19 protein-coding genes and 5 tRNA genes are annotated in these 26049 nt (G+C 74.7%); 12 read left to right on the forward strand and 12 right to left on the reverse strand.

Annotation, left to right across the window (positions count from 1 at the left end; genetic code table 11):
• The first annotated feature begins 21 nt into the window (after positions 1-21).
• Both C8054_RS21385 and C8054_RS21390 read left to right on the forward strand, forming a co-directional pair.
• Positions 22-2424 (forward strand): phosphoketolase, encoded by a 2403-nt coding sequence (locus C8054_RS21385; protein WP_107159401.1) that lies wholly within the window; start codon positions 22-24, stop codon positions 2422-2424.
• The gene (locus C8054_RS21390) at positions 2421-3284 is read left to right on the forward strand and encodes a universal stress protein (protein ID WP_107159403.1); all 864 of its coding nucleotides are present in this window, start codon (positions 2421-2423) and stop codon (positions 3282-3284) included. Before C8054_RS21385 ends, C8054_RS21390 begins: the two co-directional genes overlap by 4 nt.
• A gap of 47 nt (positions 3285-3331) precedes the next feature.
• On the opposite strand, the gene C8054_RS21395 is transcribed toward C8054_RS21390, so the two are convergent.
• Positions 3332-5671 (reverse strand): heavy metal translocating P-type ATPase, encoded by a 2340-nt coding sequence (locus C8054_RS21395; RefSeq protein ID WP_107159405.1) that lies wholly within the window; start codon positions 5669-5671, stop codon positions 3332-3334.
• A 170-nt stretch (positions 5672-5841) separates the two neighbouring features.
• Between C8054_RS21395 and C8054_RS21400 the strand changes: the two genes are divergently transcribed.
• Positions 5842-6852, forward strand: a complete 1011-nt coding sequence (locus tag C8054_RS21400; protein WP_107159407.1) for a nitroreductase — start codon at positions 5842-5844, stop codon at positions 6850-6852.
• A gap of 92 nt (positions 6853-6944) precedes the next feature.
• Entirely contained in the window at positions 6945-8612 is a 1668-nt protein-coding gene (locus tag C8054_RS21405; RefSeq protein ID WP_199199867.1) for a GAF domain-containing sensor histidine kinase, read from the forward strand.
• A gap of 11 nt (positions 8613-8623) precedes the next feature.
• Here the strand turns inward: C8054_RS21405 and C8054_RS21410 are convergent, their stop codons facing one another.
• A complete protein-coding gene (locus tag C8054_RS21410; protein WP_107159411.1) occupies positions 8624-9262 on the reverse strand; it encodes a response regulator transcription factor in 639 nt (212 codons plus the stop codon).
• Between the two features lie 176 nt (positions 9263-9438).
• Here C8054_RS21410 and C8054_RS21415 point away from each other — a divergent pair, with 176 nt between their 5' ends.
• The 3 genes from C8054_RS21415 to C8054_RS32345 all read left to right on the forward strand — a co-directional run bounded on the left by C8054_RS21415 (position 9439) and on the right by C8054_RS32345 (position 14464).
• Entirely contained in the window at positions 9439-10413 is a 975-nt protein-coding gene (locus C8054_RS21415) for a nitroreductase (protein WP_107159413.1), read from the forward strand.
• Between the two features lie 56 nt (positions 10414-10469).
• A complete protein-coding gene (locus C8054_RS21420; RefSeq protein ID WP_107159415.1) occupies positions 10470-13394 on the forward strand; it encodes an AfsR/SARP family transcriptional regulator in 2925 nt (974 codons plus the stop codon).
• Positions 13395-13459: 65 nt separating this feature from the next.
• Complete coding sequence (locus tag C8054_RS32345) at positions 13460-14464, forward strand: twin-arginine translocation signal domain-containing protein (protein ID WP_107159417.1); 1005 nt, start codon at positions 13460-13462, stop codon at positions 14462-14464.
• A gap of 208 nt (positions 14465-14672) precedes the next feature.
• Here the strand turns inward: C8054_RS32345 and C8054_RS21430 are convergent, their stop codons facing one another.
• Positions 14673-15674: an NAD-dependent epimerase/dehydratase family protein gene (locus tag C8054_RS21430; protein ID WP_107159419.1), complete on the reverse strand. Its 1002-nt coding sequence runs from the start codon at positions 15672-15674 to the stop codon at positions 14673-14675.
• A 492-nt stretch (positions 15675-16166) separates the two neighbouring features.
• On the opposite strand from C8054_RS21430, the gene C8054_RS21435 reads away from it, so the two are divergent.
• Entirely contained in the window at positions 16167-16709 is a 543-nt protein-coding gene (locus tag C8054_RS21435) for a hypothetical protein (RefSeq protein ID WP_107159421.1), read from the forward strand.
• Between the two features lie 66 nt (positions 16710-16775).
• Here the strand turns inward: C8054_RS21435 and C8054_RS21440 are convergent, their stop codons facing one another.
• The 3 genes from C8054_RS21440 to C8054_RS21450 all read right to left on the reverse strand — a co-directional run bounded on the left by C8054_RS21440 (position 16776) and on the right by C8054_RS21450 (position 18757).
• Positions 16776-18422 carry a PKD domain-containing protein gene (locus C8054_RS21440; protein ID WP_107159423.1) on the reverse strand — a complete coding sequence of 549 codons (1647 nt, stop codon included), beginning with the start codon at positions 18420-18422 and terminating at the stop codon, positions 16776-16778.
• 177 nt (positions 18423-18599) lie between these two features.
• A tRNA-Val gene (locus C8054_RS21445) sits at positions 18600-18671 on the reverse strand.
• 13 nt (positions 18672-18684) lie between these two features.
• Positions 18685-18757 (reverse strand) — tRNA-Gly (locus C8054_RS21450).
• 149 nt (positions 18758-18906) lie between these two features.
• Between C8054_RS21450 and C8054_RS21455 the strand changes: the two genes are divergently transcribed.
• A complete protein-coding gene (locus C8054_RS21455; protein WP_107159425.1) occupies positions 18907-19149 on the forward strand; it encodes a DUF6458 family protein in 243 nt (80 codons plus the stop codon).
• Between the two features lie 90 nt (positions 19150-19239).
• Here C8054_RS21455 and C8054_RS21460 read toward each other — a convergent pair whose 3' ends face one another.
• The 4 genes from C8054_RS21460 to C8054_RS21475 form a co-directional block, all read right to left on the reverse strand.
• Positions 19240-20058, reverse strand: a complete 819-nt coding sequence (locus tag C8054_RS21460) for an isocitrate lyase/phosphoenolpyruvate mutase family protein (protein WP_107159427.1) — start codon at positions 20056-20058, stop codon at positions 19240-19242.
• Between the two features lie 87 nt (positions 20059-20145).
• Positions 20146-20220, reverse strand: a tRNA-Val gene (locus tag C8054_RS21465).
• 13 nt (positions 20221-20233) lie between these two features.
• A tRNA-Cys gene (locus C8054_RS21470) sits at positions 20234-20304 on the reverse strand.
• Between the two features lie 35 nt (positions 20305-20339).
• Positions 20340-20412 (reverse strand) — tRNA-Gly (locus tag C8054_RS21475).
• 273 nt (positions 20413-20685) lie between these two features.
• On the opposite strand from C8054_RS21475, the gene C8054_RS21480 reads away from it, so the two are divergent.
• Positions 20686-21288: a TetR/AcrR family transcriptional regulator gene (locus tag C8054_RS21480; protein ID WP_199199863.1), complete on the forward strand. Its 603-nt coding sequence runs from the start codon at positions 20686-20688 to the stop codon at positions 21286-21288.
• A gap of 128 nt (positions 21289-21416) precedes the next feature.
• On the opposite strand, the gene C8054_RS21485 is transcribed toward C8054_RS21480, so the two are convergent.
• A complete protein-coding gene (locus tag C8054_RS21485) occupies positions 21417-22589 on the reverse strand; it encodes an alkane 1-monooxygenase (RefSeq protein ID WP_107159429.1) in 1173 nt (390 codons plus the stop codon).
• 285 nt (positions 22590-22874) lie between these two features.
• Here C8054_RS21485 and C8054_RS21490 point away from each other — a divergent pair, with 285 nt between their 5' ends.
• The gene (locus tag C8054_RS21490) at positions 22875-24233 is read left to right on the forward strand and encodes a glycosyltransferase family 2 protein (RefSeq protein WP_107159432.1); all 1359 of its coding nucleotides are present in this window, start codon (positions 22875-22877) and stop codon (positions 24231-24233) included.
• Between the two features lie 18 nt (positions 24234-24251).
• On the opposite strand, the gene C8054_RS21495 is transcribed toward C8054_RS21490, so the two are convergent.
• Positions 24252-25106: a hypothetical protein gene (locus C8054_RS21495; RefSeq protein WP_233219815.1), complete on the reverse strand. Its 855-nt coding sequence runs from the start codon at positions 25104-25106 to the stop codon at positions 24252-24254.
• A 181-nt stretch (positions 25107-25287) separates the two neighbouring features.
• On the opposite strand from C8054_RS21495, the gene C8054_RS21500 reads away from it, so the two are divergent.
• On the forward strand, positions 25288-25956 hold the full coding sequence (locus C8054_RS21500) for a methyltransferase (RefSeq protein ID WP_107159434.1): 669 nt from the start codon (positions 25288-25290) through the stop codon (positions 25954-25956).
• Positions 25957-26049: the final 93 nt, after the last annotated feature.

Genomic DNA, 26049 nt, shown 5'->3' on the forward strand with positions numbered 1-26049 from the left:
GCCGCGAGAGGCCAACGTCGCATGGACACCGCGCTGGACCTGCACAGCCCCCTGACCGACGACGAGTTGCGCCGGCTGGACGCCTACTGGCGGGCCGCGAACTACCTGACCGTGGGGCAGATCTACCTGCTCGACAACCCGCTGCTCCGCGAGCCGCTCAAGCCCGAGCACGTCAAGCCCCGCCTGCTCGGCCACTGGGGCACCAGCCCCGGCCTCAACCTGCTCTACACGCACCTCAACCGCGTCATCGTCGACCGGGACCTCTCCGCCATCTTCGTCACCGGCCCCGGCCACGGCGGCCCGGCACTGGTCGCCAACACCTGGCTGGAGGGCACCTACAGCGAGCTGTACCACCACATCCCGCGCGACGAGGCCGGCATGCAGCGGCTGTTCCGCCAGTTCTCGTTCCCCGGCGGCATCCCCAGCCACGTGGCACCGGAGGTGCCCGGCTCGATCCACGAGGGCGGCGAGCTGGGGTACGCGCTGAGCCACGCGTACGGGGCCGCGTTCGACAACCCGGACCTGCTGGTCGCCTGCGTGATCGGCGACGGCGAGGCGGAGACCGGCCCGCTGGCCGGGAGCTGGCTGTCCAACGTGTTCCTCAACCCGGCGCGGGACGGGGCGGTACTGCCGATCCTGCACCTCAACGGCTACAAGATCGCCAACCCGACGGTGCTGGACCGGATCCCCGCCGACGACCTGCGCGACCTGATGCGCGGCTACGGCTACCAGCCGTACCTGGTCGAGGGCGACGACCCGGCGACGGTGCACCAACTGCTCGCCGCGACGCTGGACCGGGCGGTCGACGAGATCGCCGAGATCCAGCGCCGGGCCCGCTCCGGCGGCGAGGTCGAGCGTCCCCGCTGGCCGATGATCGTGCTGCGCACGCCGAAGGGCTGGACCGGCCCGGCGGACGTGGACGGCAAGCCTGTCGAGGGCACGTTCCGCGCCCACCAGGTGCCGATCGCCGAGGTGCGCGACAACCCGGCGCACCTGGCCGAGCTGGAGCGCTGGCTGCGCAGCTACCGGCCGGAGGAGCTGTTCGACGCCACCGGCGGCCCGGTCGCCGAGCTGGCCGCGCTGCCGCCCACCGGCGACCGGCGGATGAGCGCCAACCCGGTGGCCAACGGCGGCAAGCTGCTGCGCAACCTGGAGCTGCCCGACTTCCGTGACTACGGCGTCGACGTCGAGGAGCCCGGCGGCACGGTCGCCGGGGCGGCCGGCACGCTCGGCCCCTGGGTGCGCGACGTGATCGCCCGCAACCCGCAGACGTTCCGCCTGTTCGGCCCGGACGAGGTCGCCTCGAACCGGCTCGGCGCGGCGTTCGAGGTCACCGACCGGGCGTTCGTCGGCCGCCGGGAGCCCGGCGACGACCACCTCTCCCCCGACGGCCGGGTGATGGAGGTGCTCTCCGAGCACCTCTGCGAGGGCTGGCTGGAGGGCTACCTGCTGACCGGCCGGCACGGCATCTTCACCAGCTACGAGGCGTTCATCCACATCGTCGACTCGATGGTCAACCAGCACGCCAAGTGGCTCAAGGTGACCCGGCACATCCCCTGGCGGGAACCGATCGCCTCGCTGAACTACCTGCTCTCCAGCCACGTCTGGCGGCAGGACCACAACGGCTTCTCGCACCAGGACCCCGGCTTCATCGACCATGTGGTCAACAAGAAGGCCGAGGTGGTCCGCGTCTACCTGCCGCCGGACGCCAACACGCTGCTCTCCACCATGGACCACTGCCTGCGCAGCCGGCACTACATCAACGTGGTGGTGGCCGGGAAGCAGCCGGCGCCGAACTGGCTGACCATGGACGAGGCGGTCCAGCACTGCCGCCGCGGCCTGGGCATCTGGGACTGGGCCAGCACCGACGACGGCGCCGAGCCGGACGTGGTGCTCGCCTGCGCCGGCGACGTGCCGACGCTGGAGACGCTCGCCGCCGCCGACCTGCTGCGCCGGCACCTGCCGGACCTGAAGGTGCGGGTCGTCAACGTGGTCGACCTGATGCGGCTGCAACCGCCCTCGGAGCACCCGCACGGCCTGCCGGACAACGAGTTCGACACCATCTTCACCCGCGACAAGCCGGTCATCTTCGCCTACCACGGCTATCCGTGGCTGATCCACCGGCTCACCTACCGCCGCGCCAACCACGAGAACCTGCACGTGCGCGGCTACAAGGAGGAGGGCACCACCACCACGCCGTTCGACATGGTGATGCTCAACGACCTGGACCGCTTCCACCTGGTCATCGACACCATCGACCGGGTGCCGGGGCTGCGCTCGCGCGCCGCGCACCTGCGCCAGGAGATGGTGGACACGCGCCAGGCCTGCCGCGACCACACCCGCGAGTACGGCGAGGACGACCCCCGGGTCGCCGAGTGGCGCTGGATCCGCGAGACCGACCCGGCCGTGAAAGGTGACGCATGAGTGACGACGAGATCGTGGTCGGCTACGACGGCTCGACCGACGCGTCGGTGGCCCTGAACTGGGCGCTGGACGAGGCGGGCCGGTCGGGCCGGCCGGTGCGGCTGGCGTACGTCTTCGAGTGGTTGACGGTGGCCGGCTGGATCGGCCCCGGCGTGGCCCCGGGCATCTGGCCGGACGAGAACGCCCGCCGGCAGATCGAGGAACTGGTCCGCAAGGCGGCGGCGGACGCCGCCGCCGAGCGGCCCGGCATCACCGTGCACGGCGAGGTGTTCGACGGCCCGCCCGCGCTGGTGTTGCAGGAACGCTCCACCGGGGCCGGGATGCTGGTGCTCGGCAGCCGGGGGCACGGCGGCTTCGGCGGCCTGCTCGCCGGCTCCACCGCGGTCTCGGTCAGCGCGCACGCCCACTGCCCGGTGGTGGTGGTCCGCGACGGCCAGGCCGCCACGTCCGGGCCGGTGGTGGTCGGCTCGGACGGCTCCCCCTCGGCGCTGCGGGCGCTCGGCTTCGCCGTGGAGCGGGCCGCCCAGCGGGACGTGCCGCTGCGGGTGCTGCGGGTGTGGGAGCCGCCGGGTGACCGGTGGGCGCCGCCGGACTTCGACCCGGAGGACGTCGCGGCCGGCGAGCGGACCGCCGCCGAGGCGGAGCTGGCACCGTGGCGGGAGACCTTCCCGAACGTGCCGGTGGAGATCTCCACCGTGCCCGGCAGCGCCGCGTCGCTGCTGGTGGAGGCGAGCCGGGCGGCGCAGCTCGTGGTGGTCGGCAGTCGGGGCCGGGGCGGGCTGCGCGGCATGCTGCTCGGCTCGGTCAGCCAGCAGCTCATCCAGCACGCGCACTGCCCCGTCGCCGTCGTCCGGGAGTAGAAGGAGGGGCCCCTTCTTAACGCATTCTGCATAAGAAGGGGCCCCTCCTAACGCCCCGGCGAGCCGTCGGCGGTGTTGAGCGAGAAGTAGTCCTCCTCCTCCTGGGCCAGGTGCAGGCGCAGCACCGCGTCCAGGCCGTACAGCGCGGCGAGCAGGTCGGGCACCTCCTCGGCGGGCAGTCCGCCGTCCAGCGCCGCCAGGTGCCCGCCGATCCGCTCCACCAGCCGGACGATCTCCACGTGCGCCCGGCTCATCGTCGAGGTTGCCTCGTCGCTGCCGAGCGGGCCGGCCAACGCCGGGTAGAGCTGCCGTTCCTCGGCCGCCTCGTGCGGCAGCACCTCGTCGACCAGGCGCCGGTGCACGTCCCGCACCGCCGGCACGCACCCCGGGTCGTCCGGGTGGGTCGCCACCAGGTCGGCGGTGTCCCGCAACCGGGCCAGCACGTCCCGGACGCCGCCGTGCTCGTGTTCGTACCGGTCGAGCAGCTCCCGGGTGTGCGGGGGCACCTCCCGCTGCCGCAGCCCGCCGCCGAGCGCCCGCAGCGCGTTGAGGATCACCAGCACGTCGATGCCCTCCTGGAGGAACGCGCCGGCGACCGGGGGCAGCCGGCCGGCGGCGGCCACCAGCATCGCCACCACCGCCAGGCCCATGCCGACGGTCGCGCTCTGCACCGCGATGCGGCGGGCGTACCGGGCGATCTCGACGGCGTCGGCGAGCCGGTCCAGCCGGTCCACGGTGAGCACCGCGTCGGCCACGTCGGCGGAGGCGGTCGCCCCGGTGGCGCCCATCGCCACCCCGACGTGCGCCTCGGCCAACGCCGGGGCGTCGTTGACGCCGTCGCCGACCATCACGGTCACCGCCCGCGCCGACTCCGCGCGTACCCGGTCGGCCTTCTCCGCCGGCGCGCAGCGCGCGATCACGTCGTCCACGCCGACCACCTGGGCGACCTGGCGGGCCGTACGGGGACGGTCGCCGGTCACCATGACCAGCCGGGTCAGCCCCGCCTCGCGCAGCCGCCGCACGGTCCGCCGGGCGTCCGGGCGGACCGGGTCCTCCAGCAGGATCGCGCCCAGCGGGCCGTGCTCGTCGCTGACCCAGACCGTGGACCGGCCGGACCGCTCGGCCCGGTCCCGGACCCGGTCCGCCCACGCCGGCGGCTCGCCGTCGAGCTGGCCGACCCGCACCGTCCGGCCGTCGACCCGGCCGGTCACGCCGCGCCCCGGCTCCTCGGTCACGTCGGTGGGCCCGGCCAGCGGCAACCCCCGCTCGCGGGCCTGCCGGACCAGCGCGGCGGCCAGCACGTGCGGCGAGAGCTGCTCGACGGACGCGGCGAGGCGCAGCACCTCGTCCCGGTCGCCGCCCGGCGCGACCACCGTCTCCGCGGCCCGGGGCCGGCCGGCGGTGAGCGTGCCGGTCTTGTCCAGCAGCAGGGTACGGGCGCGGCCGAGCTGCTCCAGCGAACCGCCGTCGCGCACCAGCACGCCCCGGCGGGCCACCCGGGACAGCCCGGAGACCACCGCGATCGGGGTGGCCAGCAGCAGCGGGCACGGGGTGGCCACCACCAGCACCGCCACCGCCCGCACGAACTCGCCGGACAGCAGCCACGCCAGGCCGGCGAGCAGCAGCGTGAACGGCACGAACGCGGCCGCGTACCGGTCGGCCAGCCGCACCATCGGGGCCTTGCGCGCGGTGGCGTCGGCGGCCAGCCGGACGATGCCGGCGTACGTGCTCTCCGCCGCGTTGCGGTCGGCCCGCAGCCCGAAGCCGGCGCCGGCGTTGACGACGCCGCTGGCCACCTGCTCCCCGACGGCGCGGCCGACCAGCCGGGACTCGCCGGTCACCACCGACTCGTCGAGCGTGGCCGCCTCCTCGACCGTGCCGTCCACCGGCACCACGTCACCGGGGCCGACCACCAGCCGGTCACCGGCGACGACCCGGTCCAGCGGCACCACCTCGATCCCGCCGTCCGCGGTGCGCCGCCGCGCCTGCCGGGGCGCGCGTTCCAGCAGCGCCCGCAGGTCGCGGGTGGCCCGGCGCCGGGCGTACTCCTCCAGCGCCCGCCCGGTGGCCACCATCACCGCGATCACGGCGCCGGCCAGGTACTCCCGCACCAGCAACGCGCCGAGCAGCGCCAGCACCGCGATGACGTCCACCCCGAACTGCCGGCGCCACAGTTGGCGCAGCATGGTCCAGGCGGCCGGTGCCAGGGCGGCCACGGTGACCGCCGCCCAGACCAGACCGGCCGCGCCCCGCGCCCCCGCGAACCACAGCGCCGCGCCGGCCAGCACGGCCAGCGTGAGCAGCGCCAACGGGGCCCACTCGGCCACCACGGCCCGCCGGGCGCGGGCCGGCCGTTCGGGTACGCATTCGCGCGGTTCCGTCCCCATGGGCGAATCGTCTCAGTGCCGAAGCGGGACAGGTAGGGCGAACGCGGGTAATCCGAGGGGCCGAAGGACCCCGTGCGGCGGGTCCGGACATGCCCGAGGATGGAGCGGCAACCCCACCCGGGCATCCCGGGCGTGGGGCACGATGGGGAGAAACAGGAAAGGTCGTGACGATGAGCCACGAGACGCCGGCTACCGATCGCCCGCTGACCACCGCGCTCGCGGAGGCCGCCGGCACGGCCGGCCACGCCCCCTCGGTGCACAACACCCAGCCGTGGCACTGGACGGTCCGGCCGGACGCGCTGGAGCTGCGGGTGGTCCGGGAACGGCACCTCAGCGCCATGGACCCGGAGGGCCGGCTGCTGGTGGTGAGCTGCGGCGCCGCGCTGCACCACGCCCGGGTGGCGCTGGCCGCCGAGGGCTGGACGCCGGTGGTGGAGCGCCTACCCGACCCGCACCAACCCGACCTGATGGCCCGGCTCACCGGGCTGCGGCACACCGGCGCCGACCCGGACGCGATGCGCCTGGTGCAGTGCATGCGGATACGGCACACCGACCGGCGCCCGGTCAGCGACGAGCCGATCCCCGCCGCCGTGCTGGACGACATCGACCGGGCCGCCACCCGGGAGGGCGTCAACCTGCAGATCCTCGACGACATGCAGAAGATCGAGCTGGCCGGCGCCGCCCAGCAGGCCGCCGCCGTCGAGGCGGACAGCCCGGAGCTGCGCGAGGAGCTGGCGTACTGGACGAACCGGGCCGGCACCGGCACCGGCCTGCCGCCGGAGGTGCTGCCCGACCAGGCGGCGCAGACCACCGTCCCGGGCCGCGACTTCGGCACCCCCGGCTCGCTGCCGATCGGCCCCGGCCACGACAAGGCCGCCGTCTACGCCATCCTCTGGGGCGCCGAGGACGAGCCGCTGAGCTGGCTGCGCGCCGGCGAGGCGCTCTCCGCCGCCTGGCTCGAAGCCACCCGGCACGGGGTGTCGGTGGTGCCGCTCTCCGGCGTGGTCGAGGTCGACGGCACCCGCGAGGTGCTCCGGCAGACGCTGGCCGGCCTGGGCCACCCTTACCTGAGCATGCGGCTCGGGCTGGCCGACCCGGAGCACGCCGGCCCGCCGCACACCCCGCGGCTGGACGCCGCGCAGACCGTCGACACCTCGGCGGTCCGCGACCAGCCGTCCTGACGGTCTCGTCGGCGGCGGCCACCGGGCGATAGCATCGGCCGGTGGCCGCCGCACCGAACCCCCGGCACGAGCCCGTCACGCCGTCGCTCGGGTTGTCCCCGCTGTCCCGGGTCCGCCTCGACGAGCTGCTCCAGGAGATGCTCGACCGGGTCGGCGAGGTGGTCACCAGCCGGGAACGGCTGCGTGCGCTGCTCGACGCGGTCGTCGGCATCGGCTCCGACCTGGACCTGCGCAGCACGTTGCAGCGGATCGTGCGGTCGGCGTGCGAGCTGGCCGGCGCCCGATACGGCGCGCTCGGGGTGATCGGGCCGGGCCGCATGCTGCACGACTTCATCGTCCACGGCATCGACGCCGAGCTGCACGCGCGCATCGGCGAGCTGCCGCACGGCCGGGGCGTGCTCGGCCTGCTCATCGACGAGCCGAAGCCGCTGCGCATGCCGGACATCACCCGGCATCCCCGGTCGTACGGCTTCCCGCCGCACCACCCGCCGATGCACAGCTTCCTGGGCGTGCCGGTGCGCATCCGCGACCAGGTGTGGGGCAACCTCTACCTGGCCGAGAAGCAGGGCGCCGCCGAGTTCACCGAGGACGACGAGGAGATCGTGGCCGCGCTCGCCGCCGCGGCCGGCGTGGCGATCGAGAACGCCCGCCTCTACGCGCTGGCGCACCGGCGGGAACGCTGGCTCGCCGCCGCCGCGGAGATCACCTCGGTGCTGCTGGGCGAGGTGCGCCGCACCGACGCGCTGTCCCTGGTCGCCCGCCGCGCCCGCGAGGTCGCCGAGGCGGAGCTGGCGCTGGTGCTGCTCTACGACGAGGACGAGGCACAGTTCACCGTCGAGGTGGTCGACGGCGCGGACCCGATCGCCCGGGAACTCGTCGGCGTGGTGCTGCCGGCCGCCGAGACCAGCTTCGCCGGCTCGGCCACCGAGCGCCGACACGAGCAGGTCGACGACCTGGCCGCGGCGGCGCCCTGGCCCCAGCCGGTGGTCGCCGGCCCGGCGGTGGTGTCCCCGCTCGCCGCCGCCGACACGCTGCACGGCGTCCTGGTGATCGCGCACCGGCCCGACCACGGGCCCGCCGCCGACGACGACCTCGCGTTGCTGGCCAGCTTCGCCGGGCAGGCCGCGCTGGCCATGGAGCGGGCGCGCGGCCAGGAGGAACGGGAACTGCTGGTGGTGCTGGAGGACCGCGAACGGATCGCCCGGGACCTGCACGACGTGGTGATCCAGCGGCTCTTCGCCACCGGCCTGCAACTCCAGAGCGGGGCGATGAACGCCCGACCCGAGGTGGCGAAGCGCATCAACCAGGCGGTCGACGACCTGGACGCCACCATCCGCGACATCCGCCGCACCATCTTCGAGCTGCGCACCCCGATGAGCGCGGCGCTGCGCACCGAGATCCGCGAGGCGATCGAGGTGGCCGCCGAGACGCTCGGGCACCGACCCGACCTGGACCTGGTCGGCCCGATCGACAGCGCCGTCCCGGACGAGCTGCGTCCCGAGCTGGTGGCCGTGCTGCGCGAGGCGCTGTCAAACGCGGTCCGCCACGCGCGGGCCGACCGGGTGTCGGTGCGGGTCGCGGTGGACGCCGGCCGGGTCGAGATCACGGTCACCGACGACGGGATCGGCTGCGACCCGACGGCGGCCCGCAGCGGCCTGGTCAACCTGCGGGAGCGGGCCGAACGGCTCGGTGGGGAGTTCACGCTGCGCCGGGTCGAGCCGCACGGCACCGAGCTACGCTGGGGCGTCCCGCTCGACTGACCCGGCCGGGGTCAGTGGGTCTTGCCGAGCAGCCGGGTGGCCAGCACGGCCGCCTGGGTGCGCCGCTCCAGGCCCAGCTTCGCCAGCACGCTGGAGACGTAGTTCTTCACCGTCTTCTCCGCCAGGAACATCTTGCCGGCGATCTCGCGGTTGGTGAGCCCCTCGGCGACGTACTCCAGGATCCGCCGTTCCTGCTCGGTGAGCGACTTCAGCTCCCGCGGCTGTTCCACGCCGCTGCGGATGCGCTCCAGCACCCGGGTGGTGATCGCCGGGTCGAGCAGGGACTGCCCGGCCGCCACCCGACGGACCGCGTCCACCAGGTCGGTGCCGCGGATCTGCTTCAGCACGTAGCCGGCCGCACCGGCCATGATCGCCGCGAACAGCGCCTCGTCGTCCTCGTACGAGGTGAGGATCAAACCCTTGATGGACGAGTCCACGGCGCGTACGTCCCGGCACACGTCGATGCCGTTGCCGTCGGGCAGCCGGGCGTCGAGGATCGCCACGTCGGGGCGGAGCGCGGGAATCCGCCGCGCCGCCTCCTGGGCCAGGCCGGACTCGCCGACGACCTCGATGTCGCCGCTGCTGGTCAGCAGATCGGCCAGGCCACGACGGACGACCTCATGGTCGTCGAGCAGGAACACCCGGATCATCAGTCCTTTCTACCCGCTGCCGGCCACCCCCGCACGGGCCGAAGGTCCCGTCGTCGACGCGCCGCCCCGGGCCGGTCGGACCCGCCCAGGTGGGGACCTCCGGCCCTGCTCAGGGCCGCTTCCGGTGACGCACCGTAGGAACCGGAAGCCCGACGCCGTACGGAGGGAGCACGACCATGACGACCGAATACACCGTCGGGCAGCTGCGGGCCGCGGTCACCGACGCGGTACGCGCGCCGTCGCTGCACAACACCCAGCCGTGGCGGTTCCGACTGCACGACGGCGGCATCGAGGTCGCCGTCGACCCGCTGCGCGGCCTGCCGGCCACCGACCCGACCGGCTGGGGCGCGCGGATCGCGTGCGGGGCGGCGCTGTTCAACCTGCGGCTGGCGCTGGCCGTGGCGGGCACCCCGGCGACGGTCCGCCTGCGCCCGTACCCCGCCGAACCGGACGTGGTGGCCCGGCTGACGCCGGACGTGCCGCGCCGGCCCACCCCGACCGAGCAGAGCCTGTACGGGGCGATCGGCCGCCGCTTCAGCAACCGGGCGCCGTTCTGGCCGGACCCGGTGCCGGCCGAGGCCCGCTGGCGGCTCGGCGAGGCGGCCCGCGCCGAGCAGTGCTGGCTGGAACTGGTCATCGGCACCAGCGCGGTCAACGCGTTCGCCGAGGTCGCCCGCAGCGCCCACCGGGTGCTGGAACGCGACCCCGCGTACGTGGCCGAGCGGGTGGCGTGGATCCGCTCCGAGCCGGCCCCGGACGGCGTACCGGCCACCGCCGGCGGCCCGCAGACCGAACCGCAGGACCTGCTGCCGCAGCGTGGCTTCGGCGGACGCAACCGGGCGCCCGGCCGGGACTTCGAACCGGAGCCGCTGGTCGCCGTGCTCGGCACCCCCGGCAACACCGGCACCGACCAGGTCGTGGCCGGGCAGGCCCTGCAACGGGTGCTGCTCACCGCCACCGACGCCGGGCTCGCCGTGTCGATGCTCTCCCAGCCGATCGAGGTGCCGGCCGCGCGGGAGGCGCTGCGGCTGTCCCTGGGCCGGTTCGGCACGCCGCAGATGGTGATGCGGGTCGGGTACGGCCAACCGGGCCGCGCCACCCCGCGCCGCCCGGTCGACGAGGTGCTCGACCTGCCGGTCGCGCGGGCCTGACCCCGCCACCGCGACCGGAGCGACAGTGGTCGATCCGGTGGTACGGTGTCGCCCGCATGGTCAGTTATCGGATCCTGGGCCCGCTCGAGGTGCTCCGGACCGGGCAGCCGGTCCCGCTGCGCAGCCCCAAGCAGCGGGCGGTGCTGGCCGTCCTGCTGGTGCACGCCGGCCGGGTCGTCTCGCGGGACCTGCTGCTCGCCGCGCTCTGGGGCGACGCACCGCCGGACACGGCCGTCGGTCAGGTGCAGACGCTGATCTGGCGGCTGCGCGGTGTGCTCGGCGACGCCATCGCCACCCGCCCCGGCGGGTACCGGCTCGTCGTCGCCCCCGACGCGCTCGACGCCACCGTCTTCGCCGCCACCACCGCCGAGGCCGCCGAGCTGGCCGCCACCGGGCGGCTGACCGAGGCGTCCCGCCGATACGGCGACGCGCTCGCCGCCTGGCGCGGGCCGGTGCTGGCCGACGTGCGGCTGCCCGGTGACCCGGGCGCCGCCGGGTTCCATGCCGCCGTCGCCGAGCTGACCGAGCAGCGCCTCGCCGCCGAACGGGACCGGATCGACGTCGAGTTCGGCCTCGGCCGGCACGCCGAGCTGATTCCCCGGCTGCACCGGATGGTGCGGGACGAGCCGCTGCGGGAGGAACTGCGCGAGCGGCTGATGCGGGCGCTGCACCGGGCCGGCCGGCGGGCCGAGGCGCTGGAGGTCTACCGGCAGGGCCGGGCCGCCGGCGTCGCCGAGCTGGGCCTGGAGCCCGGCCCGGCGCTCCAGGCCCTGCACGGCCGCATCCTGGCCGGTGATCCGCTGATCGACGACGCCCCCGACCGGGTGCCCGCGCCGGCCGCCGCGCAACTGCCGATGGACGCCCCCGACTTCGTCGACCGGGACGCCGTCGCCGCCGACCTGGTGGCCCGGCTCACCGCCGCCACCGCGACCGCGCCGCGGGTCGTCGCCGTCTCCGGCGTGGCCGGCGGCGGCAAGACCACCCTCGCCGTCCACGTCGGACACCTGGTCCGGGCGGCCTTTCCCGACGGGCAGCTCTTCGTCGACCTACGCGGCGGCGGCGAGCCGCTCGACCCGGGCGCGGTGCTGGGCCGGTTCCTCCAGGCCCTCGGCGAGGACCCGCGCGCGGTGCCCGCCGGGGCGGACGAACGGGCCGCCCTGTTCCGGGCCCGCACCGCCGGCCGGCGGCTGCTGGTCGTGCTGGACAACGCGGCCGGCGAGAACCAGGTCCGCCCGTTGCTGCCCGCCGAGCCGGGATGCGCGGTGCTGGTCACCGCGCGGCGGCGGCTCACCGCCCTGCCCGGGGCGGCCCACGTCGACCTCGGCGTCTTCACCGCCGAGCAGGCCGTCGACCTGCTCCGCCACGCGCTCGGGCCGGCCCGCGTCACCGCCGAACACGCCGACTGCCGCCGGGTGGCCGAACGCTGCGGCCACCTGCCGCTGGCCATCCGCATCGCCGCCGCCCGGCTCGCCGCCCGCCCGCACTGGCCGGTACGGCGGCTCGCCGACCAGCTCGCCGACGAGCGCGCCCGACTGGACGTGCTGCGCACCGGCGACCTGGCGGTCCGCTCCAGCCTGGCGACCAGCTACCAGGAGCTGACCGGCGCGGAACGGCGCCTGCTGCGGCTGCTCGGTGCGGTGGACCTGCCCCGGGTGCCGTCCTGGGCCGCCGCGGCGCTGCTCGACCTGCCGCTGGCCGCCGCCGAGGAACTCACCGAACGGCTGGTCGAGGCGCGGCTGGTGGACGTCGACCCGGCCGGTTACCGGCTGCACGACCTGGTCCGGGCGTACGCCGGGGAACGCGGCGCGGCCGAGGAACCGGCCGACGTCGGACGGGCGGCGCTGGCCCGGCTGGTCGGCGGCTGGCTGACGCTGACCGACGAGGCCTACCGGCGTACCCCCGGTGGTTTCCGGCGCGGCCCGGCCGGCGCGGCGCCGCGCTGGTCCCGGTGGACGGCGGCCGAGCTGGACGTGGTGCTCGCCGACCCGGTGTCGTGGTTCGAGGCGGCCCGTGGCCCGCTCACCGGCGCGGTCCGCCGGGCCGCGTCGGCCGGGCTCGACGAGGCGGCCTGGAACCTGGCGAACACGCTCGGCCGCTTCTTCGAACTGCGCGAGCACCTCGACGACTGGGACGCCACCACCGGGCAGGCGCTGGCCGCGTGCGAGGCGGCCGGCAACGAGACCGGGCAGGCGTGGCTGCTGCGGGCCCGCGGCGAGCGGTACCTCAACCTGGACCGGCTGGACGACGCGCTGCGCTGCCTCGACGCGGCACTGACCCGGTTCGAGCGGCTCGGCGACCGCGCCGGGCAGGCGCTGACGCTGCGGGCCGCCGGCACCGCGCACCGGCTGCGCCGCGACGACGCCGCCGTGATGACCGCGTTGGGGCGGGCCGAGGCGCTCACCGTCGAGCTGGGCGACCCCACCGGGCAGGCGCAGGTGCTGTTCGGGCTCGGCGCGGCGCACCGGGTGGCCGGGCGCACCGACGCGGCGGAGACCGCCTTCCGGGCGGCGTTGACGCTGTTCCGGCAGCTCGACGACCGGTTCGGCGAGGCGTACACCTCGACCAGCCTGGCCCTGGTGCTGGGGCGCGTCGGCGCGGAGGCGGACGCCGGCCGGTTGCTGCGCCGCGCGTTGGCGCTCTGCGAGGAGCTGGGCTACCGGCGGGGCGCCGCCATCAGCCGGGGTCACCTCGGCGACCTGCACCTGCGCACCGGCGAGTACGAGCGGGCGGTGGCGGAGCTGACCGAGGCGGTGGCCGGCAGCCGGGAGGTCGGCGACGGCATCGGCGAGCTGATCGCGTTGCGTCGTCTCGGCGCCGCCCATCTCGCCCTGGGTCGGCTCGCGGCGGCCCGGTCCGCGTTGCGCGGCTGCCTGGCGCTGTGCCGCGTGCACGGCGAGGAGCAGGAACGTGAGCGAGCGCTGCGGCTGCTCGGCGAGGCGCGGACGCGGGCGCGCGCCGCGAGCGGGGTGAGAGCGAGCTGAGAGGACGGCACGGCCGGCGGGCGGCACGGTGAGGGCCGAACCCATCGGACCAGGGGAGGCTCCCGATGACCGACCGCACCACCGTCCCGCCGACGACCGGCGGACCCGGCCTGTCCCGACGCCGGTTCCTCGGCGGGGTCGGCGCGTCCGCCGCCGTGCTGGGCGCGGGCGGCGTGCTCGGCGTTCCCGCGCCGGCGTCCGCCGCGTACTACATGAAGTGGGGCGCGGTGGTCTCGCCCGGCAGCGCCACCAACAACATCGACTTCGCCCGCAAGGTGGACCTGCTGCGCCGGATGCGTCCGCAGACCGCCCGCATCTCGATGTTCTGGGGCGACCCGAACCGGCGGCAGTTCAGCGACGGGCAGCTCGACGAGCTGCGCGGCACCGGACTCACCGAGATGATCATCCAGTCCTCGGAGGACCCGGACCCGGCCCTGGCCCGCCGGCAACTCGACCAACTGCTGCCGTACGTCGACGCGCACCCGAACACGCTGTTCGTCTGGGAGATCGGCAACGAACCCGACTGGCACCAGCCGAACAACCCGTGGCTGGCCCGGTGGAACCGGCTGGCCACCATCCGCGACAACAAGCCGGCCCAGGACCGGGGCAACCTGCTCTGGGCGATCAACATGCCGGCCGGCCGCTGGAACGGCGACGGCTCCGGGTTCACGTTCGGCAACTCCGGGCAGTGGTTCGACGCGTTCGTCCGGGACACCGGCGACGGGCTGGGCGCGATGCTCACCGGCCCGTACCGGCCGGACGTCGCCACCGTGCACTGCTACAGCTCCAGCTACCTGACGCGCGGCGCGGACGGCGGCGGCGAGCGCAACCCGTACAAGATGATCGACTACGTGCGGGGCTGGAACCCGGGCCTCAGCATGAAGATCACCGAGGCCGGGATCGACGGCGCGAAGTCCGACCGCGGCTACCGCTACGTCAGCTTCGGCTCGTCGGTGGCGAACGAGACGGCCGGGCAGGTCGACAGCGTCTGCTTCTACGGGCTGCCCCCGGCCGAGCGGCAGTACGGCATCTGGGAGACCGAGGCCAGCCAGGTCGGCACCCACCCCTGAGTGCCGGACCGGGCGCGCCGCCGGGTGCGACGGCGGCGCGCGGGGAAGCGGCGGGGCCGCCGGGACCCGGCCCCGCCGCACCGCCCCCGTCCGGCCTGCCCCTCGTTGTCGCCCGCGCCGCCAGCGGCCCGCCCCCGTTGTCTGTCGGGCCGGCGCCGGCGGGTCGGCCGCCTGCGCTCCGCGACCGGAGGGCGACCCGCGTCGCGGGTCAGGCCGGCAGGGTGGCCAGCAGCGCCGCCTCCCGCTCCGGAGCCAGGCCCACCGGGGCGCGCGCCGGCCGACCGGCCCGCGCCGGCACCCGACCCACCTTCCGCAGCCACCGCCAGGTGTCCGCGACCGTCTCGGCGACCGGCCGGCAGACCAGACCCGCCGCGTACGCGCGCTCGACGTCGCGCTCCTGCAACCAGCGGTACTCGTGCCCGCGCGGGATCCAGATCGGCAGGTCGTTCCACGGCTCCACCCCGGCGGCGAGGATCGGCGCCGGCGGCGTCCACCGCAGCGTCGCGTCCGACCCGGTCGCCGCCACCACCGCGTCGAGCAGCTCACCCATCGTCGTGTGCCCGCTCCGACTCACCACGTTGTACGCCCCGCCGACGCCCTCGGCGCCCCGGTCCAGCAGCCAGCCCGCCAGGTCGCGGACGTCCACGTACTGCACCGGGAGATCCGGCGGCCCGGGGGCCAGCACGTCCCCGCCCCGGGCGACCCGGTGCAACCACCACGGCAGCCGCCCGATGTCCTCCCCCGGCCCGAGGATCAGGCCGGCCCGCACCAGCAACGCCCGCTCGCCGAACACCTGCACGGCGGCCCGCTCCCCGCCGGCCTTGTTGCTCGCGTAGTCGCTGTCGTCCGCGTCCGGCTCGGCCGCGACGGTCGGCGCCTCCTCCCCCGTGCCCGGCCCGGCCGTCGGCGCGTACACCGAACCGCTGGAGACGTAGACGTAGTGCGGCACCGCACCGGTCAGGGCCCGTGCCGCGTCCCGCACGGCCCGGGGCGCGCCGTCCCAGGTGTCCACCACCAGGTCCCACTCGCCGTCGGCGAGCGCCGCCAGGCCTCCGGGCTCGTCGCGGTCACCCCGCAACCGGTGTACGCCGGCCGGCACCTCGCCGTGCACGCCCCGGTTGAAGACGGTCACCGCCCAGCCACGGCGGACCGCCTCGGCCACCACCGCCCCACCGACGAAACCCGTGCCACCCAGCATCAACAGTCGCATCGCCCCACCCTGCCCCCGGAACCCCGTACCGGGAGGACCTGTTCACGGTGAGCGGATCTGCCAACGGCAGAACTGCCCCTCCCCCGCCCACTCCCCGGCTGATCGCTCCGCCCCGTCGCCCCCGCCCGGCCCTGGCCTTCCCTCGGAACGTCGGTTTCGCACGCAATGACCGGTCCGCAACCGCAAGATCGCCGGACGGGATGCTCGGGGCGTTCCCGCGTGGGGTGTTGTGTCCGGTTTTGGGGTGGTGGGCGGCACGCTGGCGGTGGAATGGGCCGGGGGGTCGCGGCGTTGTACCCCGGTGCACGGCCGAGGAAGGCAAGCGCCCGCCCGCCCCCTGGGAATGACGGTGGGGTCCCGGTCGTTGCACAGTCTTCCGGCGCCGCGTCGAGGCCCCGCCCCGCGAGCAGCCGGAACCCTCCGAGAACTTCTTTGTGCGCCTGACGGTGCCCGCACCCCCCGGTGCGTTGACCCCCGAATGGAGCCTTTCTGATGAACACGATGCTGCGTAAGAGTGTGCTGGGTATTGCTGGTCTGGCGTTCACCGGTGGTGTGTTCGCCGGTCCGATCGCCGCGCACGCCGACGCCTCCGCCCATGTGGCGAAGCCGGTCGTCGCCGTGCAGGGTGAGCAGTCGACGATCAACCTGAACGACGAGCAGACGGCCAACGTCAAGGCGATCATCGCGGCGACGAAGAAGGCCGGGCTGCCGGAGCGGGCGGCGGTGGTCTCGATCGCGACCGCGTTGCAGGAGTCGAAGCTGGAGAACCTGGGCCACCTCGGCGACAAGAATGACCACGACTCGCTGGGCCTGTTCCAGCAGCGCCCCTCCTCGGGTTGGGGCACGCCGGAGCAGATCACCGACCCGGAGTACTCGACGCTTGCGTTCCTGAAGGGTCTGAAGCAGGTCGACGGCTGGCAGGACATGCCGCTGACCAAGGCGGCCCAGACCGTGCAGGTGTCGGCCTACCCGGACGCGTACGCCCAGTGGGAGAAGCAGGCCACCGACCTCGTCGCCAAGCACTGGAACAGCTGAGACAGCACGAAGGCCGGCACCCCTGCCCGGGGTGCCGGCCTTCGCGTGCGTACCGGAAAAACGGGGTCAGGCCGGCGGGAGGACGAACGTCCAGGTGGTGGTGGTCGTGCTCGCCGCCGCTCCCGTCGCGGTCAGCCCGCCGTAGCTGCCCACCGGGACGCTGCTCGCCGAGTCCGCCAGCAGGCCGGTCACCCGGCCCCCTCCGGTCTGCGAGCTGTTGCTGCGGACCGCGACACCGGCCGGCGGGGTGAGTGTGGTGGAGGTGGCGTCGCCGTGCAGCCAGTACGACACGGCCCAGCTCTGCGCGGCGGTCACCGGCGCGAACGGGGTGATCCGCGTGGCGGTGCTGGCCGGGTCGGTGGCCCGGGCGAAGACCGGCGCGCCCGGCGCGACCCCCCGGTACGCGGCCACCACCAGGTTGCCCTTCGCCTGGCTGTCCAGCGCCACCCGCACCGCCGTGCCCGCGTCCCCGGCGGTCGCGGTCTTCCACCAGGCGGTGGTGGTGGCGTAGCCGCCGTCGAACCGGTCGAGGCGCGTCCAGCCGGTCACCCCGGTCGGCTCGCCGGTGCCGGTGTGGGTGTTCTGGCCGAGCAGGAGCAGCAGCGTGTCACCGGGCTGCACGCCGGACGGGACGGTCACCGTGTGGCTGGTCCAGTTGGCGTTCGCGGTGGCCTGGCCGACGAACGAGATCCGTTCCGGCACCGGCGCGACGGTGACGTCGACGGTCGTGGTGCCGGTGGCGCCCCGGTCGTCGGTGACCGTCAGCGTGACCGGGTAGGTGCCGGCCGCGGCGTACGCGTGCGACGTGGTCGGCACGGAGACGGTGTCGGCGTCGGACCCGTCGCCGAAGGTCCAGCGGTGGTCCTGGATCGCGCCGTCCGCGTCGGTGGAACCGGCGCCGGAGAACGTGCACACCAGCCCGGCGCAGGACGGCGTCACGGCGGCCACCGGGGCCTGGTTGGCCGGCCCGCCGGAACCCTTCAGGATCTTCACGTAGTCGATGTCACCGGCGAAGTAGTCGCAGGTCACCTTCGTACCGTCGCACTGGCTCTTGCCGCCGACGGAGAGCTGCCACGAGTTCGCGATGGTGCCTGTCGGCCCGGACAGCCGGCTGGTACGGACGCCGTCGACGTACATCTCCACGTACGCGGCGGTGCGGTTGCAGGTGACGGTGTGCCACTGGCCGTCGGCGATCGGCACGTCGGTGTACCCGGTGCGCGAGGCGCCGTCGCCGCCGCGGAACAGGCACTTCGGCTTGCCGCCCGGCGCCTCGAACTTCCAGTAGCCGCCGGCGGTGTTCCCCTGTCCCTTCTGGAGAATGTTGCCGAACGAGTACGTCGTGCGGTAGCGGATGGACACCGAGAAGTCCCCGGCGTCCGGGTTGAGGTCGGTGCTGTGCGGCACCAGGTCCACGTGGCCGGGCACGTACTCCTGGTCGGTGGGCAGATGGGTGGCGAACCGGTGGCCGGTCGCCCCGGCGTAGATCGCGCCGGTGACCACCTCGTCGCCGACCGCGCCGTGCCGGCCGCTGCCGCTGCTGTCCGTCAGCACGGTCGACGCCGCCGGCTCGTCCATGCTCCAGAACGCCACGGTCCGGGTGGCGGTGGCCTGCGCGGGCGCGCCGCCCACCGTCACCCCGGCCGCCGCGACGACCACCGCCACGCCCGCCCGGGCGACCGTACGCCGCCATCGTCCCTGCCCGATCGTCCGCATGTGACCGCCTCCCTGCGTATCGGGCCTCACCCTGACACGCGTCGAGCCGGCGGCCCATAACCCGCACGGTTGATCTTCACCCGGCCCTCGGGGCGAACGGGTGACCGATGTGGCCGGTGCCGGCCGCCAGTGGGAGATGCCCGCCGGTCAACCGGCGGCAGAGGGGTGATTCTTCGGTGGGCGATACTGGGTTTGAACCAGTGACCTCTTCCGTGTCAAGGAAGCGCGCTCCCACTGCGCCAATCGCCCGGGGCAGTTCGCGAGCGGACGACGGGATTCGAACCCGCGACCCTCACCTTGGCAAGGTGATGCGCTACCAGCTGCGCTACGTCCGCACCGTCGCCGGCTCGCGTCGGCGACGAGGGAAACTCTACCCGATGCCAAGATCGCCCCGCGGCGACCCCCCGGCCCCCGGGGTTGCGCTGCTCGTCGCCGGGGTACAGAGCCGGGCGACAGCACAATCATCCCCCTGAAGGAGGCTGTCGTGGGTATCGGTACGAGCATCTTCCTGATCGCGGTCGGCGCGATCCTCACGTTCGCGCTGAACGCCAACGTCGGCGGTGTCGATCTCGACGTCGTCGGCTGGATCCTGATGGCAGCCGGCGTGCTCGGTCTGATCATGACCACGCTGGTCTGGGGCCGTCGCCGTCAGGTGGTCACCACGGTCGACCAGCCGGTGGAGTACCGCCGGGTCGAGGAGCGCCGGGACGTCGCCCCGCCGATGTGATCCGACCGCACACACCCGGGGGCCGACGGAGCTGATCGGTCCCCGGCCGGGACGGGGGTGCCGCTGGGCGCCCCCGTCCGCGTCCCCGGGTCAGTCCCGCATCAGCGCGTTGAGCGTGCCGTGGTCGAGCCCGCCGGCCAACGAGTCGTACGTCCCGGCGTCGAGCGCCTCGGTCGCCGCCCGCCGGACCACCGCGTACGCCGCCCCGAAGACGGTCGACCCGAGGCTGATCCGGGCCACCCCGAGCCGGGCCAGCTCGGCAACCGCCGGGGCACCCGGCCTGACCAGCACGTTCAGCGGGGCGGGGAGCGCCGCTACCAGCGCCGCGATGGTCTCCGGATCGACCGTCCCCGGCACGAAGACGCCGTCCGCGCCGGCAGCCAGGTACGCCTCGGCCCGCGCCACCGTCTCCGGCACACCGCCGACGCCGCGCAGGAACGTGTCGACGCGCGCGTTGACGTAGAGCGGGATGTCGGCGCGGTCCGCGGCGGCGCGGACCGCGACCAGGCGGGCGCACTGCTCGTCGACCGGGCGCAGGGGCGGGCCGGCGTCGTACCGGGCGTCCTCGATGTTCACGCCCACCGCGCCGGCCGCGAGCACCGCGGCCACCGTTGCGGCCACCTCGTCGGGAGTGTCGCCGTACCCGGATTCGATGTCGGCGGTGACCGGCAGGGGCACCGCGGCGGCGACCCGGTGGATCACGTCGACGGCGGTCTCGCGGGTGAGCGCGTCGCCGTCCGGCGCGCCCCGGCTCCACGCCACACCGGCGCTGGTGGTGGCGACCGCGCGGGCGCCGGCCGCGGCCACGATCCGGGCGCTCGCCGCGTCCCAGGCGTTGACCAGCACCAACGGCTCACCGGGCACGTGCAGGCTGCGGAATTGCTGGGCTCGGGTCTGCTGTTCGTTCACCGGGCCAGTCTCGGCCACGCGGGGCGTTCCCGGTGCCCCGCACCCGACGAGAAAGGCCGTGTCGAGTGATCGACACGGCCTTTCCGATGGTGGGCGATACTGGGTTTGAACCAGTGACCTCTTCCGTGTCAAGGAAGCGCGCTCCCACTGCGCCAATCGCCCTCGTCAACTGCCGAGGTGGAGACGGGATTTGAACCCGTGTACACGGCTTTGCAGGCCGTTGCCTCGCCTCTCGGCCACTCCACCGAGGTTGCCCCCGAACTGCGTGGCGGCATTCTCCGAGCGGACGACGGGATTCGAACCCGCGACCCTCACCTTGGCAAGGTGATGCGCTACCAGCTGCGCTACGTCCGCACGCCCCCGGCGTTTCCCGGTGACGGATGAGAACTTTAGCCGAGCGAGGGAACGTTGCCAAATCGGATCCCCGTTCCCGGCGCGTCCGGGATGAGTGCTGCGCGATCTCCGGCAGGCATCCTAGGAGCCTGGGTGGGAGCCGGTGGGTCGATCACAGGTACGCCCACCTGCGGTTCCTGGCCACCGGCAGAGTGTCTACCTTCCGACTGTCCCATCGCCGACCGGCCGCTCCGGTAACTCCTCGTGGTCATCCGGATGGGCTACCGTAACGGCGTGACGAGACGAGCCGCCGAGATCCGCCTGGACGCGCTGCTGCGCACGGCCTGCGAGGTGATCGCGGAACGAGGGCTCGCCAACACGCGCACCGCCGACGTGGCGGAGGCCGCCGGGGTCAGCCAGGCGCTGGTCTTCTACCACTTCGCCACCAAGGACCGGCTGCTCGCGCAGGCGTTCGCGTACGCGGTCGAGCAGGATCTGGCCCGCCTGGACGCGGTGCTCCGCTCCGCCGCGCCTCCGCTGGCGAAGCTACGCCGGATGCTGCGCCTCTACGCGCCGACCGGCCGCGCCGCCTCCTGGTCGATCTGGATCGACGGCTGGTCCGAGTCGCTGCGGACGCCGGAGTTGGAGAAGCTCTCCCGCCGCCTCGACCTGCGCTGGCGGCAGGACCTGGCGACGGTGATCGCCGACGGGGTCGCCGACGGCACCTTCACCTGCCCCGACCCGGCCGGCGCGGCCTGGCGGATCAGCGCCGTCATGGACGGCCTGGCGGTGCAGCTCTCGGTGCACGAACGGGTGATCACCCGCCGGCAGATCGCCGAGTGGATCCGTCTGGTCGCCGCCCGCGAGCTGAGCCTGGAGCCCGGCCAACTGGACTGATCCGGCACCGGCCCGGCAACAGACCCGGCCGGCTGGACGGCAGCCGGCACCAGGCCCGGCCGGCTGGACGGGAGCCGGCACCGGGCCCGGCCGTCCACCAGGGGGTGCGGGACGGCCGGGCCCGGAGTTCAGCCGGCGGACGGCTCCGCGGCACCGGTCCGGGCCAGGCGGGCCCGCACCCGGTCCCGGGCCGGCGGGTGGACGTTCGCGGCGGACAGGTCGCCCCGGTAGTGGGCCAGCACGCGGTGGTCCATCACCCGCCGCCAGACCGGCGGCACCAGCGCGGCGACCACCATGGTGGCGTAGCCGGCCGGCAGTTGCGGCGAGGCGTCGAAGCTGCGCAGCGCCTGGTACCGGCGCAGCGGATTGGCGTGGTGGTCGCTGTGCCGCTGGAGCTGGAACAGGAACACGTTGGTCACGACCCGGTCGCTGTTCCAGCTGTGCCGGGGATCGACCTTCTCGTAGCGGCCGGCGGCGGTGCGCTGCCGGGCCAGGCCGTAGTGTTCCAGGTAGTTGACGGCCTCCAGCAGGGAGAAGCCGACCACCGCCTGGAGCACGAGGAAGACCAGCACGCCGGGCCCGAACACCGTCGCCAGCACGGCGAAGAGCAGCACGGTCAGGACCCAGGCGTTGAGCACGTCGTTGCGCCAGGTCCACGGGCTGCGCCCGCGCAGCCGGAAGCGGCCGGCCTCCAACCGCCAGGCCGAGCGCAGGCTGCCGGCGACGGTACGCGGCCAGAACGCCCAGAACGACTCGCCGAGGCGCGAGCTGGCCGGGTCCTCGGGCGTGGCGACGCGGGTGTGGTGGCCCCGGTTGTGCTCGACGTGGAAGTGCCCGTACCCGGTCGGCGCCAGCGCGATCTTCGACAGCCGGCGTTCCGTCCGCTCCCGCTTGTGCCCCAGCTCGTGGGCGGTGTTGATGGCGATGCCGTCGACCACCCCGACGGTGGCGACCAGGCCGGCGGCGGCCGGCCAGGAGAGCCGGCCGCCGGCCCACACCGCGCAGCACAGCACCAGGGCCGCGTACTGGGCGGGCAGGTAGAGGTAGGTGAGCCAGCGGTAGTAGCCGTCGGCCTGCAACGCCGGCACCGCCGCCTCGGGCGGGTTCGCCCGGTCGTCGCCGATCATCAGGTCGACGAGCGGGATGGCGACGAAGACCACCGCCGGGGTGAGCCACCAGGCCCAGCCGGACCCGGTGGCGTGCCAGAGCGACCAGGCCAGGAACGGCAGCGCCGGCACGAGCAGCGCGAGCGGCCAGAGCGGCCTGCGGGGGTCCCGCCACGGAACGGTGTCGGTACGCATCGTCGGACTCCGATCGGTTGCTCCTGACCCGACTGTGTCAGCCGCCAGCGTGTTTTACAAGAGAAAAGTTTTTGTAAAGCGAGCCACCCCTACCAACCCCTGCCTTCAGTGACTGCCACCTATGCGCACGGTTATCGTGAATCATCCTCATCACAGCGTTCTCCGGCCTCCACCCCCGGCCGGCCCCCTCCCGCACGCCCGCGCCGGCGGTCCGCAACGAACCCGCCGCGCCGGTGGCCCCGGTGGCGCACGTCCGCCACGGAACGACGAACGGAGATCACGCGCATGTCGTCGCAGACCCCCGGCTCCCCCGAGCTGACCGTGGTGATGCCGACCTACCAGGATCCGCACTGCCTGGAACTGACCCTGCGGGCGCTGGCCCGCCAGACGCTGTCACCGGACCGCTTCGAGGTCGTCGTGGTGCGCGACGGCGGATCGTCCGACGGCTACCCGGAGGCGCTGGCCGCCGGCGCCGGCCTGCGCCTGCGACTGATCGAGCTGGCCGAGCGCCGGGGCCGCTCCGGCGTGCGCAACGAGGGCGTACGACACGCCGCCACGGACCTGATCGTCTTCCTCGACGCCGACTCCTGGTCGATGCCCGACCTGCTGGAGCGGCACCTGACCCACCACCGCACGCCGGGTGCCGCCCCGGTGCTGATCGGCCGCCGGGACGACATCGGCCTGGCCCACCTGCCCGCCGTGCTGCGCGACGAACCGGCGGCGATCCCCCGCCTCTCGCCGTACGCCGGCGACATGCGCTTTCCCCCCGACGGCGTGCCGGACGAGCGCCGGGACTGGCTGGCGGTCGGCTGGACCGTCGCCTACACGCACAACATCTCGCTGCCCCGTGAGCTGTTCGACCGGGTCGGCGGCTTCCGCGAGGAGTTCGCGCTCAGCTACGGCATGGAGGACATCGAGCTGTTCTACCGGGTCGACCAGGCCGGGGCGACGTTCGGGTACGACGACGACGCCCGCGTCGTCCACCTGCCGCACCACCGCAACATGGGCCGCAACTGGGCCGAGATGATGGCCAACACCCGGTCGATCATGGCGCTCTACCCCTGCCTGGAGTGGGAGTTCCTCAGCGTCATCGTGGGCCCGGAGGCGGTCAAGCGGATCCTGTTCTTCCGCTCCCTGGTCCGCGCGTCCGTCACGGCCGCGACGTGTGCCATCGGCCCCGCCGTGACGAGGCTCGCCGACCGGCTGCCCGGCCCGCGGGTGCTCTGGGTGGGCAGCGGCAGCGCCGACGCCGGGCTGCCCCCGGAGGCGTTGACGTTCGACCACGCTGCGCCGGTCGGGCCGACCAACTTCCACCTGATCGGCCTCGCCCCGCCGCTGCCGCCGGGCAGCCTCGACGCGGTGGTCAGCGTGGACTTCTGGCGCTACCTGCTCTGGCCGGAGCTGTGCCAGTTCGTCAACGCGTCGCTGCTGCTGTCCGGCGAGGTGCACCTGGTCGCCACCGACGAGAGCGCGCCGGAGATGTGCGCCGTCGACCCGGAGTCGCTGGCGTACCTGCACCGGTCACTGGCGGCCGAGTTCACCGTCGACCGGCAGGACGTGCCGGGCCTCGGCACGGTGCTGTCGCTGCGCCTCCGGTCCGCCGGCGCCGCGCCCGCGTACGCGCAGGCCGCAGCCGCCGGCTGAGGCCGGTCAGCGCCGGCGTCACCGCCACCGTCGCGGGGTCCGTCGCCGTTCGAACGACGGCGCCGGGCCCCCGGCCGGACCACCGGTCGGCTCGCCGGCGGGGCCCAGCAGGCGTCGCATCCGCAGCAACAGCCCGGCCCCGAGGAAGAGCAGCAGGCCACCGAGCCCGAAGGCGGCCTGCACCACCCCGAAGCCGCCGGTCTCGGCGACCGGCCGCCCGGCCGCGCCCGGCAGCGGCGGCTCGACCACCGCCGCGTCGGTCGGCTCGTCCGCCGTCGGCTCCTCGGTGGGCGGCTCCTCGCTGGTCGGGTCGGTCGGCTCGGCGCTGGTCGGCGTCGGCTCCGGCGTCGGCTCGACCGCCTCGCCCACCACCTGGCGCGAGGCCGTCCGCCGGGCCAGCAGCCGCAACTGCGGGTCGTACGCCTCGGCGGCGATGCTGACCCGGCCGCGCCCCACGTCCTCGGCGAAGGCCACCCGGTAGCGCGCGGTCACCGTGCGCCCCGGGCAGAGCACCCCCGGGTCCAGCTCCCGGTCGGTCAGTCGCGCGGTGTCCCCCTCGGTGCGGATCTCCAGCGGAAACGAGCCGGTCTCCTCCACCCGGTCCACCTTCACCTGGTCCAGCCGCAGGCCCTGCACCTGCAGCAGCATCGACCAGCGCACCTTGACGCAGTCGGAGCGCGCGCCCCGGTCGGACCGGGACACCACCGCCGAGAGCGTCTCCACCCGGTTGCCGCCGGTGAACTCGTCCGGCAGGCCGCTCAGCTCCGTGGAGAAGGCCGCCGCCGCCCCGGCCGGCGCGGCCCCGGCGAACCCGGAACCCGCCAGGCAGGTCAGCACCAGCCCGATCCGCAGCGCGTGCCGCCACCCGCTCACCAGGCCTCCTCACCTCGGTCGGTCGTGTCCACCCGCAACGCTAGGAGCGGTCCCGGCCGGCCGGTAGACGGGCGTGTTCGCACCCAACGTCAACATCGGGGGGTCGTTTCACTGACAGTGGTGAACCGGTCACGACCGCCCGCCGACACGCCCGGGACCGGCCGTGCGACACAATCTCCGGGTGTCCGAGCTGTCCGCCGCCTTCGTCCGGCTGCACGCGCGTCTCGCCCCGGTCGCCTTCGTCCCCGAGGTGCGACTGCACCAGGCCGACGAGCCGATCGGCCTCTGGGAGCTGACCGAGGGCGAGTTCCGCAGCAGCCAGCCGCCGCCGTTCTGGGCCTTCGCCTGGGCCGGCGGGCAGGCGCTCGCCCGGTACGTGACCGACCATCCGGAGCTGGTCGCCGGCCGCCGGGTGCTCGACCTCGCCGCCGGCTCCGGCCTGGTCGCCATCGCCGCCGCCCGGGCCGGCGCCGCCGCTGTCCGGGCGGTCGAGGTGGACGAGCGGGCCGTCGCCGCCGTCGCGCTCAACGCCGAGGCCAACGGGGTACGCGTCGACGCCGAACTCGGCGACGTGCTCGACTCCGACGCCGGGGACGCCGAGGTGGTGCTGGCCGGCGACGTGTTCTACAGCGAGGCGATGGCCCGGCGGATGCTGCGCTTCCTGCTCCGGGCCGCCCGGTCCGGCGCGCGGGTGCTGGTGGGCGACCCGGACCGGGCGTTCCTGCCCCGCGAGCGCTTCCACCGGTTGGCCGGGTACGACGTGCCGGTGTCCGAGGCGCTGGAGAGCGTCCGGGTCAAGCACACCACCGTGTGGGAGCTGGACCCGAACCCGCCCGGCGCCCGCCGCTGACGCCCCTGCCGCCAGCCGCCCCTGCCGCCAGCCGCCCCTGCCGCCAGCCACCCCTGTTAAGCGGGGCCCGCCTCTACCGGAGGCGTTAAGAAG

The organism is Micromonospora sp. RP3T, from assembly GCF_003027925.1.
In the GTDB taxonomy this organism is placed as follows: domain Bacteria; phylum Actinomycetota; class Actinomycetes; order Mycobacteriales; family Micromonosporaceae; genus Micromonospora.